Source organism: Pseudomonas sp. TE3910, assembly GCF_056279025.1.
On record NZ_JBWBQN010000001.1, the window covers coordinates 1270741 to 1289643 of the forward strand.

The window sequence follows — 18903 nt, forward strand, 5'->3', positions numbered from 1 at the left end:
TCAGCGCGTCGTGGCCAACCGCAACCGATAGCTTCCAGGGCTCTCACCCGTCCATTTCTTGAAGGCCCGGTGAAAGGCACTGGGCTCCTGAAAACCCGTCTGCTCGGCAATTTCCGCAACACTCAGTTCGCTGCCACGCAGGCACTCGAACGCCATCGCCCGGCGCACTTCGTCCTTGATCTGCTGGAACGAACAGCCCTCACGCTCCAACTGCCGACGAAAACTGCTGGGGCTCAAGCCTTCCCCCTCGGCCATGGCCAACAATGTCGGCCATTGCCCGTACTGCCGTGCACGCAAATGCCGATAAACCCTTGCTGCCAGGCCATTCTGATTACGGTAGCGAATCACCAGCCACTGCGGCGCACTGTGCAGGAAGGTCTTCAGTGCCCCCAGGTCCTGAACCACCGGCAGGCGCAGGTAATCGGCAGCAAACTCGATTTCGGTATGCCCAGCCCCCAACTGCAGGTTCGGCCCCCACAGCAGCGCGTCATCATCCAGCGGGGCACGGGAGTCGGCCAGCTCCGTGCGGTCGATGCCGATGCGCCGTCCACTCAGCCAGCACAACAGGCTGATCACCAGCACCAGGAAGGTTTCCTCGGCATAGACCCGGGTTTGTGCATCGGCCATCGTCGACTCCAGGCGGATCACCGCGCGCTGCCCCTTGAGGGTCAATACCCCCTTCAGATCACGCAGGAACAGCGCAAAGTAACTCAAACACTGGCGCAAGGCTTTTTCCAGGTTGGGCTCCTGGATCAGGCCACGGCAGATCAAGGCAAAACTGCCCAATGGCATGCCGTGGCTGTCGAGGTGGAAGAACTCGTCATCCAGTTCGTGAATCAGGATAAGCCAGAGCCGGGCGAAGGCCTTCGCCGGCACCCGGGCGCCCGGCTCGTCAAGCAGCTCAACAGCGATGCCGGCCTGCTCCAGCAGCGCAGCCGCGCGCGCAGGCTGATCACGCAAGCCATGAAGCATGACATGAACAAAATACACCGCGACCGAATCGTTTTCCCGCATGGCTGGTTCCGCTGTAACACGCACTGGTATGGCAAAAAATGCCAGCTCGTCTGGACAGTTATGGCATAGGACGACAGCGTCCCTTTGCCTAGACTCGTCTGCATCCTGAAGCTGGTGCCCGGCATTCTCGCAGAGCCGAACACTGCCACGCCACGCTTTCGCACTCTGGAGTCGACGATGAACAACCACGAAATCTATGTAGTCAGCGCCGTACGCTCGGCCATTGGTACATTTGGCGGCTCGCTGAAGGACCTGCCGCTGGCGGATCTGGCCACTCAAGTCTGCCGCGCCGGCATCGAGCGCGCCGGCATCGACCCGGCCCAGATCGGCCATGTGGTCATGGGCACCGTGATTCCAACCGAAGCGCGCGACGCCTACCTGGGCCGCGTGGCGGCGATGAATGCCGGCATTCCAAAGGAAACCCCGGCCTTCAACGTCAACCGCCTGTGCGGTTCGGGCCTGCAGGCAATCGTCTCCGCCGCACAAAGCCTGATGCTGGGCGATGCCGAAGTCGCACTGGCCACCGGCGCCGAATCCATGAGCCGTGGCCCTTACCTGCTGCCACAGGCCCGTTGGGGCGCGCGCATGGGCGACCTGCAGGGTATCGACTATATGGTCGGCGTCCTGCATGACCCCTTTGAACACTTCCATATGGGCATCACCGCCGAAAACGTCGCGGCCAAACTGGGCATCAGCCGCCAAATGCAGGACGAACTGGCCCTGACCAGCCAGCGCCGCGCAGCCCGCGCCATTGCCGAGGGCCGCTTCGCCGGGCAGATCGTTACGGTCGAAGTCCCTGGGCGCAAAGGGCCACAGCAGTTCAGCATCGATGAACACGTGCGCGGCGAGGTCAGCCTTGAGCAACTGGCCGGCATGAAAACCGTATTCAAGAAGGACGGTACGGTCACCGCCGGTAACGCCAGCGGCCTGAACGACGGTGCCGGGGCCTTGGTGCTGGCCACTGGCGATACGGTACGCCGCCAAGGGCTCAAGCCGCTCGCCCGCCTGGTGGGCTATGCCCATGCCGGGGTTGAGCCGGAACTCATGGGCCTGGGGCCGATTCCGGCCAGCCGCAAGGTGCTGGAAAAGGCCGGTCTGACCGTCGCTGACCTGGATGTGATCGAGTCCAACGAAGCCTTCGCCGCCCAGGCTTGCGCCGTTGCCCGCGAACTGGGCTTGGACCCTGAGAAGGTCAACCCCAACGGCTCCGGTATCTCGCTCGGCCATCCAGTGGGTGCGACCGGCGCGATCATCGCGACCAAGGCCATTCATGAATTGCACCGCATCCAGGGCCGTTATGCCCTGGCGACCATGTGCATCGGCGGCGGCCAAGGTATCGCCGTACTGTTCGAACGCACTTGAGCCCAAAGGAGTTTTATACCGTGACAATCAACAACATCGCCGTGATCGGCGCCGGGACCATGGGCAACGGTATTGCTCAGGTCTGTGCCGTGGCCGGCTTCCAGGTCACCCTGATCGACATTTCCGACGCTGCCCTTGAGCGTGGCGTAGCCACCCTGCGCAAGAACCTCGAGCGTCAGGTCAACAAGCAAACGCTGGATGCCGCACAGGCCGAGGCGGCGCTGCAAAGAATCAGCACCAGCACCGACTACGCCCAGCTCAAGAGCGCGCAACTGGTCATCGAAGCGGCTACCGAGAACCTTGAGCTCAAGCAGCACATTCTCGGCCAGGTCGCAGCCAGTGTCAGCGACACCTGCATCATCGCGACCAACACCTCGTCGCTGTCGATCACCCAGCTGGGCGCGACCATCAGCCTGCCAGAGCGCTTCATTGGGGTGCATTTCTTCAACCCGGTGCCCATGATGGCCCTGGTGGAGGTGATCCGTGGCCTGCAGACCAGCGACGCGACTCACGCAGCAGCGCTGGCCCTGACCGAAGCGCTGGGCAAGACCGCCATCAGCGCCGGCAACCGTCCGGGCTTTGTGGTCAACCGGATTCTGGTTCCGATGATCAACGAAGCGATCATGGTGCTGCAGGAAGGTCTTGCCAGCCCGGAAGACATCGACACCGGCATGCGCCTGGGCTGCAACCAGCCGATCGGCCCGCTGGCCCTGGCTGACCTGATTGGCCTGGACACCTTGCTGGCGATCCTCGAAGCCTTCTACGACGGTTTCAACGACAGCAAATATCGCCCGGCCGCACTGCTCAAGGAAATGGTCGCCGCTGGCTACCTGGGCCGTAAGAGCGGTCGCGGTTTCTACACCTACTGAGGCTATCACCATGCCAATGACCTGTGCCGAACGCGGTGGCTACTATGAAGAGCGGCGCGACAAGGCGCTCGAACTCCTTGCAGTCAAGGGCTTCGGCCAGGTCAGCATGCGCGAACTGGCCAGCCACCTGGGCCTGACCGCAGGCTCGCTGTACCACCACTTCCCGAGCAAGCAGCACCTGCTGTTCGACCTGATCGAAGAGCTGTTCGAGGAGTTGCTGGCCACGCTGCAACCGCCACGGCGCAGCCGTGGCAGCAGCGAGGACTGGCTGACGAGCGTCATCGATGCGCACTGGCAGTTGCACCGCGAACGTCCGCTACAGTTTCGTCTGGCCGAGCGTGACCTGTGCTGCCTGACCGACGAGCAACAGGCCCGGATCAAGCACCTGCGCGATGACTACGAATGCCAGTTGCTGCGCCTAATCGCACCGACGGCGGCGCTGTCGAAGGCGGCACGACAGGCGGCCGGCCATGCCATCGCGACACTGCTCAACAGTTTGCCAGGCTGGCTACAGTCGAGTGAATTGCCCGAAGCCCAGCGCCTGACGTTGATGCAGAACCTGCTGTTGGGCGCCATCGAGCGGACGCTGCACGATAGCGCTCAGGTGTGCGCTGCCTGAAGCACTCAGGCGAGCAACTGTTGAATGCGCTCGCCCAGCGTATCGAGGTCGAAGGGCTTGGTCAGGATCGGCGCCTTGCGCGCAATGGCACTGCCGGACTCCAGAATTTCTTCGGGGTAGCCACTGATGAAGATCACTTTCAGCTCGGGCCGCAACTTCACCGCGGGCTCGGCAATATCGACCCCCGAGATCCCGCCCGGCAGACGAAAATCCGTGACCATCAGGTCCAGGTGCGGTTTGCTGGCAAGCATTTCAAACGCCTGCGCACCATCTTCGGCCACCAGTACCCGGTAACCTTCCCTGGCCAGATAATCGTGCAGCACCCTGCGGATCGCCGGCTCATCCTCGACGATCAGCACGACATCTTGTGCATCTTCACTCATATCAACGCCTTGTTTTTCAATTCAATCGCTATCCGACCCCAGCGTCAGGCAGAGGTTGCCTGCTGCCGGTCAATTTCCTGCACGTGGCGTGCCACCTGTAAGCGTACCGCAAAGGTCAGCCCCTTGCCTGCACTCCTGTACGTCGATACCCCTTGCCACCACACGGTTCAGGACTTGCGGTAGATTCGTTCGGCTTTGACCAACGCCTCGAAACGCTCGCTATAGCCCGAAAAGCTCAGGGTTTCCTTGCTGCCCAAGACCAGAAAACCACGGTGGCACAATGACTCGTGGAACAAACCCAGTGCCCGGTCCTGCAACGGCTTGTTGAAGTAGATCAACACATTCCGGCACGAGATCAAGTGGGTCTCGGAAAATACGCTGTCAGTCGCCAGGCTATGATCGGCGAAGGTCACCTTCTCACGCAGGCTACTGTCGAGTATCGCGCTGCCGTAGGCCGCCGTGTAGTAATCACTGAGCCTCTGCAGGCCTCCTGCCTTTTCATAGTTGCGCGCATACCGCTCCATCGCCTGCATCGAGTAGATACCCTGCCTGGCCCGCTCCAGTGAATACGGGTTGATGTCGGTTGCGTAGATGATCGAGCGTTCCAGCAGCCCCTCCTCACGCAACAGGATGGCCATGGAATACACCTCCTCACCCGTACTGCAACCGGCGATCCAGAGTTTGATCGACGGCCAGGTACGCAACAACGGCACCACCTCCCGGCGCAATGCAAGGACGTGCTCCGGATCACGGAACATCTCACTGACCGGAATGGTCAAGTATTGCAATAACGCCATGAAGGCCGCGGGGTCCTGCAATACGCGCGCCTGCAAGGCCGCTACGGTCGCACAGCCGAGCTGACGCAACGCGTGCTGTATCCGACGCGTGATAGAGGCGCCAGAGTAGTTGCGAAAGTCATAGCTGTACGTGAGGTAAATCGCCTCGATCAGCCCTTGAATCTCGATATCGGCACTGCACTCACTGGTCAAATGCGCTCCAGATGCGGCAACCACACGCGAATCAGCGAAAATAGGCGCTCCAGCTCTATCGGCTTGGCCAGGTAGTCGTTGGCACCGGCCTGCAGGCAGCGTTGCTGATCATCCTTCATCGCCTTGGCCGTCACGGCGATGATCGGCAACTTGCGCCAACGTGGGTCTTTGCGAATCAATCGGGTTGCCTCATAGCCATCCATTTCCGGCATCATCACGTCCATCAAGACCAGATCGATAGCCTCGTTCTGCTCAAGCCTGTCGATGGCCTCGCGGCCATTACGGCCGACCTCGACAATGGCCCCCTTCTGCTCCAATGCACTGGTCAAGGCGAAAATATTGCGAACGTCGTCGTCAACCAGAAGCACCGTGCGCCCCTCGAACACCCGGTCGCGGCTGCGCGCGGTCTTGAGCATGCGCTGGCGCTCGTGGGACAGTTGCGATTCGACCTTGTGCAGAAACAGCGTCACTTCGTCGAGCAGGCGCTCTGGAGAACGTGCGCCCTTGATGATGATCGAGCGCGAGTACTTGAGCAGGTTGGCCTCTTCATCGCGGCTCAGGTTGCGCCCGGTATAGACGATCACCGGCGGGAAGGCCCGGATACTGTCCTCGGCCATGCGCTGCAGCAGCTCATTGCCCTGCATGTCAGGCAACTTGAGGTCGATGATCATGCAATCGTAGACCTGCTCGCGCAGCAATTCGAGGGCGTCCTGGGCCATGCCGACCGCCGTGATTTCGATATCCTCATCGCCGATCAGTCGGGCAATGCTGTCACGTTGCAGGTCGTCATCTTCGACCAGCAGGATGTGCTTGAGCTTCTGGGTCAGCGTGGCCTCCAGCCGGCCAAACACCGCCTTGAGCTGTTCTCGACTGGCCGGTTTTACCGCATAACCAATCGCCCCCATGTGCAGCGCCGCCTCGACGCGGTCCTCCACCGAGATCACATGAACCGGGATATGCCGGGTGAGCGCCTGCTCCTTGAGCCGTTGCAACACCGTCAACCCGGAGTGATCCGGCAGGCGCATGTCCAGCAATATGGCATCGGGCACATAACTGACGGCCAGGTCGAACCCTTCATCGGCCGCGTGCGCCACCAGGCAGCTGTAGCCCAGTTCATGGGCCAGGTCGAAGAGGATGCGAGCGAAGTCCGGATCGTCCTCAATCACCAGAATGCAGCGTTTGCTGAATGGCGCTAGCTGGCGGTCATCAGCAAAACCTGGGGCGCGCGGCACTGCCTCTGGCGCCGCACAATCAGCCTGAACCGGCGCAACGGATGAACGAATGATAACCGGCGAAACGGTTTGCTCGACAATCGGCTCGTAGCGCTCCGGAAGGATCAGGGCGAACTCACTGCCCTCCCCCAAACGGCTTTCGACGCTGATCTGGCCACCCAGCAACTGGGCCAGGTCGCGGGAAATCGAAAGCCCTAGGCCCGTGCCGCCGTAGCGCCGGTTGGTGGTGCCATCGGCCTGGTGAAAGGCCTCAAAGATGGTCTGCTGTTGATGGGCCGCAATACCGATACCACTGTCGCGGACACGAAAAACAATCCCCTTGCCCGACTGTCGAGCAATGCTCAGGTTGACCTCGCCATGTTCGGTGAACTTCACCGCATTGGACAGCAGGTTCTTGAGGATCTGCTCCAGGCGTTGGTGGTCGGTGTAAAGAGCTTTTGGGGCCGTGGCGTCGACGTTGATACTGAAGCCCAAGCCCTTGTGCTCAGCCAGCGGCTCGAACAGCTGGCGCAAGCGCTCGGTCAGTCCCTCGACCTGAGTGGTCTCCGGGCGCACCTCAAGCTTGCCGGCCTCGACCTTGGCAATGTCGAGGATGTCATTGATCAAATTGAGCAGATCATTACCGGCCGAGTAGATCGACTCGGCAAACTTCACCTGTTCTTCGCTGAGGTTTCCCTGTTCGTTCTCAGCCAGCAACCGGGCCAGAATCAGCGAACTGTTCAATGGCGTGCGCAGCTCATGGGACATGTTGGCAAGAAACTCGGATTTGTACTGGCTTGAACGCTGCAGCGCTTCGGCACGTTGCTCCAGTTCGATCTGAGCCTCGTTCAGCTCAGCGTTCTTGCGGTCCAGCGTGTCGCGCTGCCGGGCAAGCGCTTCGGTGCGCTCCGCCAGTTGCTCATTGGTTTGCTCCAACTCTGCCTGCTGGGCCTCCAAATACGCCTGTGACTCCTTGAGCACACGTGACTGTTCTTCCAGTTCCTCGTTGGCGGATTTCAGTTCTTCCTGCTGAACCTGCAGCTCCTCATTGAGCAACTGGGTTTCAGCCAGCACTTCCTGCAAGCGCTGTCGATATCGGGCGCTCTCGATCGAAATGCCCAGGTTATTGGCCACCCGCTCCAGCAACTCGACATCACGCGACTCCAGCGGACGCAGGAAGCCCAGTTCGACGACACCATTGATCTGCCCATCATTGCGGGTCGGGGCTACCAGAACGCTGTGTGGCGAACCTTCACCCAGCCCGGAGCTGACCCGCAGGTAGTCACCCGGCAAGTCGTCCAGACGCAACACGCGTTCCTGCAGCACCGCCTGGGCCACCATGCCCTCATTGCTGCCGATCAGTTGCTCCTGCTGTTCTTGCTCTCGGGGCAGGCCATAGGACGCCACGCGACGCAAGTGGCCCTGAGCATCACGAACATACAGCGCCGCGACCACCGTCCCCAGATACTCGGCAAAAAACTGCAGGGCATTGCGTCCCAACAACGGCAAGCTCAACTGCCCCAGCAGTTGTTCGGCCAGGCGGGTCTGGCCCGTGCGCAGCCAGGCCTCTTGCTGCAGGCTCAAAGCACTGCGTTGTTGAGCTTCGAGGTTACTGTTGTAACTGCTGGACAACCCCAACAGATCGCGCCGACCAAAATAGGCCAGCATGCCACTGAGCAACACAACGAAGCCCAGGTACAGCGAAATCGAGGCCACCGTCGTGCTCTGCACGCGATCGCTGCGCGCTTGGCGCAGTTGCTGCTCGGTGGACACGAAGGCCTCATACTCCTGGCGGATCTGGTCGGTCAGGCGCTTGCCGTGACCCGCCCGCATCGCCTCGACATAAGCACCTCCGCTGCGACGCAGGTTGATCATGTTCTCGGCGAAACGATTCCACTCGAGCTGCAAGGCCTTCATCCGCCCAACCCGTTCGGACTGCAGAGGGTTGTCCGCGACCAGCACCTGCAAAGCGCTCAGGTCGGCGTCTATGCGGGGCCTGGCCACGCTGTAAGGGTCGAGAAAATGCTCATCACCGGCAATCAGGAACCCCCGCAGCCCGGTTTCCATGTCGATGGACAGCTTGATCGACTCATTGGCACTGTTGATCACCCGATCGGTATGCCCCACCCACTGAATCACTGACAGCAAGTAGCTGATGACGGCAACAAACACCACCGCGCTGAGCAATCCAACACCCAACGGCAAGCTGATATTACGACCCAGGAGCTTGCGAAAACTCCGTTGGTCGATTGCGGTTGGCTGAATCATCCTTAAAAAGCCCCCGTAACGGTGTATCAGGACAAGAGAGTCTGGCGTTCTCTCGAGTAATAGTTCCATTTTTGCAATCGTGCTGTAACGCAACGCACTCGCCAGGGCTGGAGTCTAACCGCTAGAACCCTTGAGCAGCATAGAAAGCGTGCCTTTCAGACAGATTACCGACAATCGCTGCGTGCCCACGTCGGCAGGCTGCACTGTGGTTAAATACGCACTTTTCGCTGAAGGCCGATCGCTCATGCTCGCATCACCGCTCAAGGTTCTCGTTATTGGTTATGTCTGGCCGGAACCGCGCTCGTCAGCCGCTGGCGGGCACATGATGCAGATCCTCGAGAGTTTTCTTGAACGCGGCTGGCAAATCACCTTCAGCAGCCCGGCCACCGTTGGCGAGCACAAGGCGGACCTTGCCGCACTGGGCATTGCCGAACAGGCCATCGTGCTCAATTGCAGCAGTTTCGACCATTTTGTCGCGGAACTGGCACCCGATGTCGTGCTGTTCGACCGCTTCATGATGGAGGAGCAGTTTGGCTGGCGTGTCGAGAAACACTGCCCTGCGGCGCTGCGCGTGCTGGAAACCTCCGACCTTCAAAGCCTGCGCGATGCCCGTCAACAGCTTTTGCGCCGCCGCTTGATCGAGGGCCTGGACAGCAACGACTTCAGCGAGCTGTTTGCCACCCCGAGCGCGACCCTTTACCGCCAGATGGCCAACGCCGACCTGCCCCAACGTGAAGTGGCCGCGATCTACCGCAGCGACCTGAGCCTGATGATCTCGGATGTAGAAATCGACCTGTTGACCGCGCATTTCGGTGTTCCACCCGCGCTGCTGCACTGGTGCCCGCTGATGCTTGACCAGCCGGCACCCCCTGTACGAGGTTTTGCCGAACGCGCGCACTTTCTCAGCATCGGCAACTTCCGCCACGCCCCGAACTGGGACGCCGTGCTCTGGATGAAGCACAGCCTGTGGCCGATGATCCGTCGACAACTGCCGCAGGCCCAACTGCATGTCTACGGCGCCTACACCCCGCCCAAAGCCACCGCATTGCACAACCCGGCGCAGGGCTTTCATGTACTGAACTGGGCCGAAGATGCCCTGGAGGTCATGAGCGCCGCACGCCTGTGCCTGGCGCCTCTGCGCTTCGGCGCCGGGATCAAGGGCAAACTGACCGATGCCATGCTCTGCGGCACCCCCAGCGTCACCACCCCGATAGGGGCCGAAGCCATGCACGGTGCCCTGCCCTGGCCTGGCGCTGTTGAAGTGACCGCCGAAGCGCTGGCCGAAGCGGCCGTGCAGCTTTACCAGGACGAAGCCCGCTGGAACGCGGCACAACAGGCATGCACGCCGCTCATCGCGACGCGCTTCAACCGGCGCATCCACGCGACCGCGCTGGTCGAACGGATCGAACAAACCCTGGCCGACCTGCCACAACAACGCCTGAACAACTTCACCGGCGCCATGCTTCGTCATCACCAGCACAAAAGCACCCAGTACATGGCCCAGTGGATCGAAGCGAAAAACCGCTTCCCGACACAGGCCTCATAACCGTCGCGCAGCGACAGGCCCCAAGGCGATCACTGAGCCCCTTCACAGCGATCGCCTTTTCGGAAAGGTCCTACAACCAGTCGTCGGTCCAATCTGCTAGCGTCCAAGCCTCTGGCCTTGAGGCCCTTGGGGATGCTGCCGTGTTCTGCCTGCCAACGACTCAAATGCTGTTTCCAGTTGCGGTCCTGCTGTTACTGACCGGCTGCCAGGCCCAATCCCTGCCATTGCCCAAAAGCGAAAAACTCTCCGCAGAAAAAGTCGCGCAGATTGCGACGACCATCGACCAGACCTACCCGAAGCTGTCCACCGATGTACGTACCCAACTGCTCAACACCGTGGTGCAGTCGCTGGACAATATGGTGTTTGTCGAAGGCGGCGAGTTTCAGATGGGGGATTTTGGCTGGAAGTGTGACTATGACCAGAGCAATATGTGTGAATGGCCGTGTGGCGTTGAGCCAGAGCGGTTGTGCCCGATCAGCTTTCGCAACAATGATGATTTTGTTCATCCGGTAAAGTTGAGCAGCTACTACCTTTCAAAATTTCAGACCACGATACGCGATTTCGATCTGTTTTTTATTGCCCAAGGCAAGCCGCTGTATGACGCAGAAAATCGCAAGCGTGAGGATATACAGTTCCTGTACAAACCCGACTTGCCTGCACCCACTCAACGCTGGCAGGAGGCCAAAGACTATTGTGGTTGGCTCGCAAAGCTCAGTGGATATCCGGTAGATTTACCCACCGAAGCGCAATGGGAATACGCTGCACGCAGTCGCGGCCAGTACGTGTTTTTTCCTACTGACAATGGCGGCTTGGACTATGGGCGTAACTTTCCAGAACCGCGCGAGCGTCATACGTTTGCCGTGGACAGTTATGTACCCAACCCGCTCGGTCTCTACAACATGTCAGGAAACGCTACTGACTGGGTCAATGACTGGTTCGATGAAGACTATTACCGAAATTCGCCCCTGGAAGACCCCAAAGGACCTGATGTTGGAATCCAAAAAATCCTTAGAGGCAGCGATGTAGGGGAAAGTCCATTGCTGAACGCCAGCACGGTGCGTCGCTTCCCTTATGATCCTGTCAGAAGAGGCTACTTTCCAGGAACTGGTTTTCGCTGCTCCGTACAGTCCCATCAGCCTCTCTAAAACCATGCGCCTATAGTTACCTTCGCTATCCATGCATGCACATTCGCTGGTAATGCAGTTTGGGAAAGGTCCTACATCCAACCAGTAGCAGGATCTGCTAGCGTCCACGTTTTTCTGACGCTTGGCCCACAGGGATGCTGCCATGTTCTACCTGCCCGCTGTTCGCGTACTTCTGCCCGCCTGCGCACTGCTGTTACTGACCGGCTGCCAGGCTCAATCCCTGCCATTGCCCAAAAGCGAAAAACTCTCCGCAGAAAAAGTCGGGCAGATCGCAACGACCATCGACCAGACCTACCCGAAGCAGTCCACCGACGTACGCGCCCAACTGCTCAACACCGTGGTGCAGTCGCTGGACAATATGGTGTTTGTCGAAGGCGGTGAGTTTCAGATGGGGGATTTTGGGTGGAAGTGTGACTATGACCCGAGCAATATGTGTGAATGGCCGTGTGGGGTTGAGCCAGAGCGGTTGTGCCCGATCAGCTTTCGCAACAATGATGACTTTGTTCATCCGGTAAAGTTGAGCGGTTACTATTTTTCGAAATTCCAGACCACGATACGCGATTTCGATCTGTTTTTTATTGCCCAAGGCAAACCGCTGTATGACGCGGAAGATCGTAAGCGTGAGGACATACAGTTCCTGTACACACCCAATAATCCTGCTCCCCCCAAAAGCTGGGATGAAGCAAAAGATTACTGCAATTGGCTGGGCAAGCTGAGTGGTTACCCAGTCGATTTACCCAGCGAAGCACAGTGGGAATATGCTGCTCGCAACCGTGGTCAGTATGTTTTTTTTGCTACCGATAACGGTGGTTTGGAGTATGGGCGAAATTTTCCTCACCCCGATGAAACTCACACCTTTGCTGTAGATCGCTTCGTACCCAACCCCCTGGGTATTTACAACCTATCTGGCAACGCCGTTGACTGGGTTAATGATTGGTATAGTGAGGATTATTACCATAACTCTCCACTGGAGAACCCAACTGGCCCAGAGACTGGCACATTACGCATCCATAGGGGCTCAGGTTTTGGAGAGAGTCCGCTTCTCACTGCAAACACCGTCAGACGCTTTCCTGATGTGCCTGTCAAAAGTGGATACTTGCCAGGATTCGGTTTCCGCTGTTCCATACAGTCCGATCAACCACTCTAAATCTCAGTAGCAAACAAGCGCACAATGATCCGCCCTTGTCAAACTCAGCGATTACGCCAACCCTGTAAACCTACCGCTGCGTTGCGCAGCCAATAGAACTCCCTGTTTGGTGCTAAAAGAGCTCGGCGTCCAGGCCATGCGCTCTTCACTACGTTCGGTTTTCGAATTGACGGCTAGTCCATCAATAAAGCGATTGAAGAGGCGTTGCTCGCGTGCATCGAGTAACGAATTGATTCGTTCCAGACTCTCCATGGCATTTACTTTTTGGGCTTTGGGATCACAGTGCTCCAACACCTCGATAAAGTGCCGCCAACTGCGCACACCGGAAAGCAGCATAATCAATGCACGCTCCCGGAGCTCGTTAAAGCTCCAGACAAGACTCTCTGACAAGAGATGGACCATGGGGCCCATTGTCTCGGGTGGTAGCAAGTCTAATGGAACACGTTGCCCATTTATCACGATAGCATGATGCTCAAGCAGGTGAGTTGTGAGTCTATCGGCATCGAGCTTGCTGGCGTTCCTTTTTTTCCACCAGATAGACATTTCATAGAAACCTTCATGAAACGCTTCTTTTGTCTCACTCATGGAACTACTTGCCGCCCGAAACAACCCAGAGGTTAAGTAATTGAAAGCCCCCTCCGTTACATCCAACAAATACCGATAATCCACCTCAGCCAATGCCTTACAAAGCAATCGAGCCAGCTTTCCGACCAGCTCTAAATCCACCACAGTGGTAAAACCACCACCAGCACCCGGTCCCAGTACTATCGCCCCCTTACAACGGATCGCCAATCGGTTATCGGCAATCTCGATCCCAAACTCACCGCTGAGCCCAGCCCCCAACGCAACATTCCCCTCCGCCTTGATCTGCGCCAAATCCACCCAGTTGCTGCTGGCATTCGCCTGACCGGGCTCGATGTTGCCAATGCCTTGCAGATCGGGTTCGATCCACTGAAAGTTGCCGGTCAGGGCACCACCGGTTTGGGCGCCGGCAAACGCGGTGCCTTTGACCCCGATGTAGCCGCTTTTGCCGACGTCCAGGGTTGGCGTGCCGAGCAAGGCCGTTGCGCCCGCGGGCTGCTCGCGGGGTTTGTACTGTGTCTTTGTTGCCGCTTCCCCCTGTAACTGCGTGCCCACAAAGCAGCTCAGCTCCAGCCGGCCGCTCAGGCGGAACACGCCCAGGGGGTGGCGCACGGTCTTACCCTCGCCGTTGCGGTAGGTGATGCTGGCCAGGTAGCCGCCCTGGCTGGGGAAGTAGCTGTTGAAGGACACCGCGGCGTCGGCCAGGGAAAATTCGGCCGTGCCCTTGACCCCGACGTCGATCAACCCCTGCGCCGGGTTCCAGCTATTGATACCGGCACTGGCGCTGGCGGCGAAGCGCAGGGCCTGGGCGTCGGCCGAGACGGCGTAGCGGGTCGCGTCGGTGGCGTTGGAGGTCCAGGAGACTTCCTGGTGCAGGGTATTGAGCAGGTTGTCCTTGTCACTGCTCCACGAGGCCAGCTTGGCCTCCAGGCTACCCAGTGGCCCTGATTTACGGCTGGTGCTGATCGCCGACTGAATGTCCTTGATCAGCTCACCGGCCAACTGCTTGTTGAAGGGTTTACTGGCAAGAGTCTGCGTGCTGATGCGCACTTTCCAGTCGATGCGCTCATGAAACACTGTTCGAATGTAGTAGCGACGGCTCGGGTCGCTGAACAGGATCACTTCCACCACATGGATGCCGGTGCGCTGTTGATGCCCTTGTTCTGCTCTGCGCTCACGGCCTTTACCGTGTTTGAGGTCGGGCATGGCCGCCGTGGAGCGGGTGCTGCTGGCTTCGGCTTCGCCCTTGCGCTGGGCCGCCAATTTCGTGCGCAGTTCGGTGATTTTCGCGTCGATATCCTGCACTTTCTGCTGCTGCAGTTGTTCCCAGTTGCTTTCGCTGCGGCTGCCCGAGAACAGGCTGGGCTCATAGCGTTGGTACCAGTCGCGGGCTTCCTGCAGGGTATGGAGTTGCCCGGACAGATCTTCCTCGGTCGTCGGCGTTGGTGTGCTCGGCTCAGCAGGTTCGACCGGCGCCTCACGGGTGAGCACGCCTGCGGCTTCGGCCTTGAGCATCCAGTCCTCCTTGACGCAACGGGTGCAACTGCACGCGGCATAAGGCACTTCGATGCGGGCGCAGTGGCTGACAGGCTGGGCGGCTGCCAGCGTTTCGTGCAGTTCGTCCATCAGTTCGCGAACGAAGACGACTTCCTGTTTCAGGGCCTTGGCCTGCGGGGCGGTCAACACGCACAGGTGCGGCGAGCCTGTCACATGGACCACATCAACCAGCTCTTCCTTGCATTCGATACTGCCTTCAATGGAAAGGCAGGTCTGGTCATTGGCAAAGCTGAGGGGCGGCAACGGTATCTGTGACGGCGTAGCAGGCAGGTTCAGTTGCCAGCCCACCTTGATCACATCGGGATCCTTGATGATCGGGTTGAGCGCCAGTACCTCTGGCACGCTAGACCCATTCTGCTGGGCGATGAGCACTAGCGTGTCGCCGGCTTTGACGGTGTAGGTGTTAACCAGCATCTGTTTGTCGTCCTTGTACGTTATTACAGTTAGAGGCGTTCAAGCGCGCTGAGCTTGTCCGCACTGGCAAGGTCATCACGCACCAGATATTCAGCGTGTGGCGTGTTACGCCAGAAGTGGTCGCCCTTGACCAGCGCTATCCGTAACCAGCGCTCCATATCAAGCCTGTGCGAATACCCCGCCTGCCGGGCGCCCAGCAGTTGTCGAAGCACAAACTCGACCGGTTCAGGCATGGGTAACGCCCGCTGATAATCCTGAGCCAGGCGTTGCGCCAGTACCTCAAGTTGTCGCTGTTCCAGACCTGCCTGATGCGCCTGGCTCAGGTACAGCCAACCCGGCGCACGCAGTTCGCCGTCCCACTCGGGGTAAGGGTTGGCGCAGTGACGCCAGCCAAGTTCGTTGCGCCAGGCCAGGTCAGTGCAGGGGCCGATGAAATGCGCCCGCTCACGCTCGTCGAAACTGGTTAGCAACGGTTCGAGCCAGCGTGGATCGAAAAAACGCAGCATCCGCAGGGAGGTGTCGGTGCGCATCGTCAGCAGGCTGCGCCAATGCTCCACGGCCTGCGCAAGGGTGGCGTCGTCCGCCAGGTACGCCACATAACCGGCATCGGCCCGCTCCAGCAGGCCACGGGCGTAGTCGGCGAGTTCGCCATGGGCCGGGCAACGCAGCACATAGGGGCCAGCGGCTTGCAGCCCGGCGTAGGGCGTGCCCTCGAACAATGGCACGCAGCAGGCGGGGGTGTAGCCATAGGCATGCTTGAGGGTGGTCGGCAGGTTCATGTCGAAACAGGCGTCGAGGATGACGCACAGGGTTCCCGACGCAACAGGTGCCTCGAACGGCGAAGTAATGGATGTGATCATGCTGGCTTCCCTGATTGATGAACTGGGCACTCACCCTTGCCGCCGCAACTACAGACTTCGGGTGGTGACAAGGCTCCCAGCACTGCATGCGGTTGGTAAATCGGCAGTCTTACCGGCACCGAGGCTGCAGCCGTGCCGGTCATGGGTGCACCGCCCAGTTGAATTTCCGTACTGCTGAATATCCCTCCGGCGCTGATGACGAGGTGGTGGCCTCCCGCCCTCAAGGTGAGGCTGGCCCCGGCCTCAAGCACTACCTTCAACCCGGAGCTCAGGTGTATCTGTTGCCCCGCCTCCACCACCAGCGTCTGCCCGATCCGGGTGTGGCTGCTGGCCCCCACGTCCAGGTACTCACTGGCCTTGAGCTGAACCTTGCGATCCGCCAGTACCGTGAAATGCTCTTCTGCTTCCAGTACCGTGGTGCTGTTGCCCGCGACCCGGGCCGAGTACTCACCGCCCACCTCCAGCCGGCTGTCACGCTCGACCTTCTGCTCCAGGTCTCGCTGGGCGCGCAGGTAGATCAGTTCGTGACCTTTGCGGTCCTCCACATGCAGTTCGTTGTAGCCACCACCACCCGGTGTGCTGCGGCTGCGAAACACGCTGCGGGTCTTGTTCGCCGGCAAGGCATGGGGCACCGGGTTGAGGCTATTGGGTAGGCAACCGCTGACCAGCGGACGGTCCGGGTCGCCCTCCAGAAAGACCACCAATACCTCCATGCCCACCCGTGGAATGCTGACGCTACCGTGGCCATTGCCGGCCCAGCCCGAGGCGACCCGCAGCCAGCAACTGCTCTGGTCGTTGTGCTGGCCCTCGCGGTCCCAGTGGAACTGCACCTTGACCCGGCCATAAGCGTCGCAATAGACCTCTTCGCCTTTCGGGCCGGTAACCCGGGCCGTCTGGCTGCCCAGCACACGGGGCTTGTGGTACGCCTGCTGCGGACGGTAGAACACGTCCCAGGGGGTGGCGCTAAAGTGGTTGCGATAGCCCTGCGAGAAGCCGTCATCCGCCGCCGCGCAGTCGGCAGTCATGCTCTCCTCCAGCACTTGCGGCTGCTTGCCTTGATGCTGAATCTCGGTCAGCAGCCACAGGTCGTTCAAGGCCTGGCACGGGTGGTCGGACAGCTCCAGCAGATGGCCCGTCACCAGGCTCGGCTGGTCGCTTCGGCCCTCCGCTACTCGGTGCTCGGCCCGGTGGCGTTCCAGGGCGCGCTGGCTGAGTCGCTTGCCCTCCTCGCCCTGCAGAAAACCACCGGGGTAGGTGTAATCCTCCGGGTTCGGCTCCGGGTAGGCCGTATCGGCCTGAAGCTCGGCCTCGAGCACGAAGCTGGATTTCTCGAAGTCGTAGTCACGCCAGAACGTGCGCCGGGTGCGCGCTTCCACGCGCAGGTTGAAACGGCTGATTACCGGCTCGTCGGCCACCAGGCCACTGTCCTGTTGGTAGGGGGTGGGCTGGCCGAGTTTGGGGAAAAAGGTCTGGTGGTCACTGAACACCACCGTGTGCCCGGTGCGGCTGTGCCGGAAGGTATAACTGACGCCCTCCTCGAAACACAGGCGCTGCAGAAAGTGCAGGTCGGACTCGCCGTACTGCACGCAATACTCCCGTGGGGTACTGGTCTTTTCCAGGTGCAGTTGGTAGGCATCGCTGAGGATGCCGTGTTCCTCAAGCACCTGGGCGATGATCTGCGCCAGCGTGCGCTGCTGGAAAATCCGGTGGTTGCGGCGCAGCCCGAGGTAGGCCAGTTGCGGCACCAGCCTCAGGTTGTAGCGGGTCAGGCGCTTGCCCGCATCGCCCTGCGAAACGCGGTAAACCTGCCCGTGAATGCCGGCGCCCTGCGCGTTGAACGCCAGGAAAGCCTGCTTGTGCAGCAAGGTTTCAAGCTCAAGGTCTGCGCGTTCGCTGACCAAGGCCACGTCAAAGGCAAAGGGTGTGCTGATGGCTTCCGTGCCGGTGAATGACAGCACCTGAAGGTCGTGCTGAAGGTCATCGATCGTCAGGCTGAAGTGCGCGTGATTGGCGGCTGAGAACATCCCTTGTCCCTATCGCGACGGTGATGGGCGAGGCGCTCGTGCAAGCATGAGCACCCCACATACGAAGGGATTTGACGCTAGCAGGGGTGTTTTCAGAAGGATGTAGGATGCGTCTGAACTCTGCGCCAGACGCGTCGCTAAACAGAATTGTGTGGCCTGTTTTAGTACAGCCGTCGCAGCAAATAGGTGTCCATGATCCAGCCTTTGCTGGCCCTGGCCTGCTCGCGCCGGGAAAGGATCTGTGCCTTGACCTCCAGCAACGGCCCCTGGATCAGGATTTCATCATCCGTTCCCAGATAAGCGCCCCAATAGATGTGCAACTGCGGATCGTCCAGCGTGGCAAAGACCGACTGGGCGTCGAGCATCACCACCACGTTTTCAATTGGCGACACATCAGCCAAACGCCGACCGGGCAGTATCTGCAAGGGCTCGCCAATGCGGTTCAAGGGGATGCAATGACGCGCGGCCAGCGCCTGGACACTGCTGATACCGGGAATGACCTCAAGGGAAAAGTGCCGCGCTTCGATCAGATCGAGAATGCGCAATGTACTGTCATACAGCCCAGGGTCGCCCCATAGCAGGAAAGCGCCGCATTCCCCCTGCTGCAGTTCATCTACCAGCAGTCGCGCATACAAACACGCGCGCAGGCGGTGCCAGCACTGTACGGCCTCGACATAATCCGGTGCCCCGGCGTCACGCAGCGGGTCATCAACCACAACCACCCGGTAAGGCCGATGCACATGCTGCTCAAGCAACTCCATGCGAGAACGCAGCAAGTCATCCTTGCCCGCCCCCTTGTCCAGCAGGAAAAAGACGTCGGCGCGGTTCAGTGCATCAATGGCTTCCAGCGTGATCTGTCGGGGATTGCCCGGGCCGATGCCGATCAGCAGCAGGTGTTTCATCACTGTCGCTC

Annotated in this window: 14 protein-coding genes; 6 read left to right on the top strand and 8 right to left on the bottom strand. The window is 59.9% G+C overall.

The window, feature by feature from the left end:
• Window positions 1-1014, bottom strand: a complete 1014-nt coding sequence (locus ACZ9H3_RS05575; RefSeq protein WP_099775092.1) for an AraC family transcriptional regulator — start codon at window positions 1012-1014, stop codon at window positions 1-3.
• A 177-nt stretch (window positions 1015-1191) separates the two neighbouring features.
• On the opposite strand from ACZ9H3_RS05575, the gene ACZ9H3_RS05580 reads away from it, so the two are divergent.
• Genes ACZ9H3_RS05580 through ACZ9H3_RS05590 form a run of 3 tightly spaced genes read left to right on the top strand, consistent with a single transcriptional unit; the run spans window position 1192 to window position 3864 of the window.
• Window positions 1192-2376, top strand: a complete 1185-nt coding sequence (locus ACZ9H3_RS05580) for an acetyl-CoA C-acyltransferase family protein (protein ID WP_476220053.1) — start codon at window positions 1192-1194, stop codon at window positions 2374-2376.
• A gap of 20 nt (window positions 2377-2396) precedes the next feature.
• Window positions 2397-3245: a 3-hydroxybutyryl-CoA dehydrogenase gene (locus ACZ9H3_RS05585; RefSeq protein WP_476220055.1), complete on the top strand. Its 849-nt coding sequence runs from the start codon at window positions 2397-2399 to the stop codon at window positions 3243-3245.
• A 10-nt stretch (window positions 3246-3255) separates the two neighbouring features.
• On the top strand, window positions 3256-3864 hold the full coding sequence (locus ACZ9H3_RS05590; RefSeq protein WP_065757686.1) for a TetR/AcrR family transcriptional regulator: 609 nt from the start codon (window positions 3256-3258) through the stop codon (window positions 3862-3864).
• A 5-nt stretch (window positions 3865-3869) separates the two neighbouring features.
• Here ACZ9H3_RS05590 and ACZ9H3_RS05595 read toward each other — a convergent pair whose 3' ends face one another.
• The 3 genes from ACZ9H3_RS05595 to ACZ9H3_RS05605 all read right to left on the bottom strand — a co-directional run bounded on the left by ACZ9H3_RS05595 (window position 3870) and on the right by ACZ9H3_RS05605 (window position 8715).
• Complete coding sequence (locus ACZ9H3_RS05595; RefSeq protein WP_099775095.1) at window positions 3870-4247, bottom strand: response regulator; 378 nt, start codon at window positions 4245-4247, stop codon at window positions 3870-3872.
• Between the two features lie 167 nt (window positions 4248-4414).
• Entirely contained in the window at window positions 4415-5236 is an 822-nt protein-coding gene (locus ACZ9H3_RS05600; RefSeq protein ID WP_454241738.1) for a CheR family methyltransferase, read from the bottom strand.
• Entirely contained in the window at window positions 5233-8715 is a 3483-nt protein-coding gene (locus ACZ9H3_RS05605) for a response regulator (RefSeq protein ID WP_476220058.1), read from the bottom strand. The genes ACZ9H3_RS05600 and ACZ9H3_RS05605 overlap by 4 nt, the downstream gene beginning before the upstream one ends.
• A 244-nt stretch (window positions 8716-8959) precedes the next feature.
• Between ACZ9H3_RS05605 and ACZ9H3_RS05610 the strand changes: the two genes are divergently transcribed.
• The 3 genes from ACZ9H3_RS05610 (at window position 8960) to ACZ9H3_RS05620 (ending at window position 12553) form a co-directional block, all read left to right on the top strand.
• On the top strand, window positions 8960-10261 hold the full coding sequence (locus tag ACZ9H3_RS05610) for a glycosyltransferase (protein ID WP_476220060.1): 1302 nt from the start codon (window positions 8960-8962) through the stop codon (window positions 10259-10261).
• Between the two features lie 140 nt (window positions 10262-10401).
• The gene (locus tag ACZ9H3_RS05615; protein ID WP_476220062.1) at window positions 10402-11406 is read left to right on the top strand and encodes a formylglycine-generating enzyme family protein; all 1005 of its coding nucleotides are present in this window, start codon (window positions 10402-10404) and stop codon (window positions 11404-11406) included.
• 142 nt (window positions 11407-11548) lie between these two features.
• Window positions 11549-12553 (top strand): formylglycine-generating enzyme family protein, encoded by a 1005-nt coding sequence (locus ACZ9H3_RS05620; protein WP_476220064.1) that lies wholly within the window; start codon window positions 11549-11551, stop codon window positions 12551-12553.
• A gap of 51 nt (window positions 12554-12604) precedes the next feature.
• Here the strand turns inward: ACZ9H3_RS05620 and ACZ9H3_RS05625 are convergent, their stop codons facing one another.
• From ACZ9H3_RS05625 to cobF, 4 genes are all read right to left on the bottom strand, one after another.
• The gene (locus tag ACZ9H3_RS05625) at window positions 12605-15106 is read right to left on the bottom strand and encodes a LysM peptidoglycan-binding domain-containing protein (protein WP_476220066.1); all 2502 of its coding nucleotides are present in this window, start codon (window positions 15104-15106) and stop codon (window positions 12605-12607) included.
• Between the two features lie 29 nt (window positions 15107-15135).
• Window positions 15136-15966, bottom strand: a complete 831-nt coding sequence (locus ACZ9H3_RS05630; protein WP_476220068.1) for a DUF4123 domain-containing protein — start codon at window positions 15964-15966, stop codon at window positions 15136-15138.
• The gene (locus ACZ9H3_RS05635) at window positions 15963-17990 is read right to left on the bottom strand and encodes a type VI secretion system Vgr family protein (protein ID WP_476220070.1); all 2028 of its coding nucleotides are present in this window, start codon (window positions 17988-17990) and stop codon (window positions 15963-15965) included. The genes ACZ9H3_RS05630 and ACZ9H3_RS05635 overlap by 4 nt, the downstream gene beginning before the upstream one ends.
• A gap of 161 nt (window positions 17991-18151) precedes the next feature.
• Window positions 18152-18892: a precorrin-6A synthase (deacetylating) gene (cobF, locus tag ACZ9H3_RS05640; RefSeq protein WP_099775104.1), complete on the bottom strand. Its 741-nt coding sequence runs from the start codon at window positions 18890-18892 to the stop codon at window positions 18152-18154.
• Window positions 18893-18903: the final 11 nt, after the last annotated feature.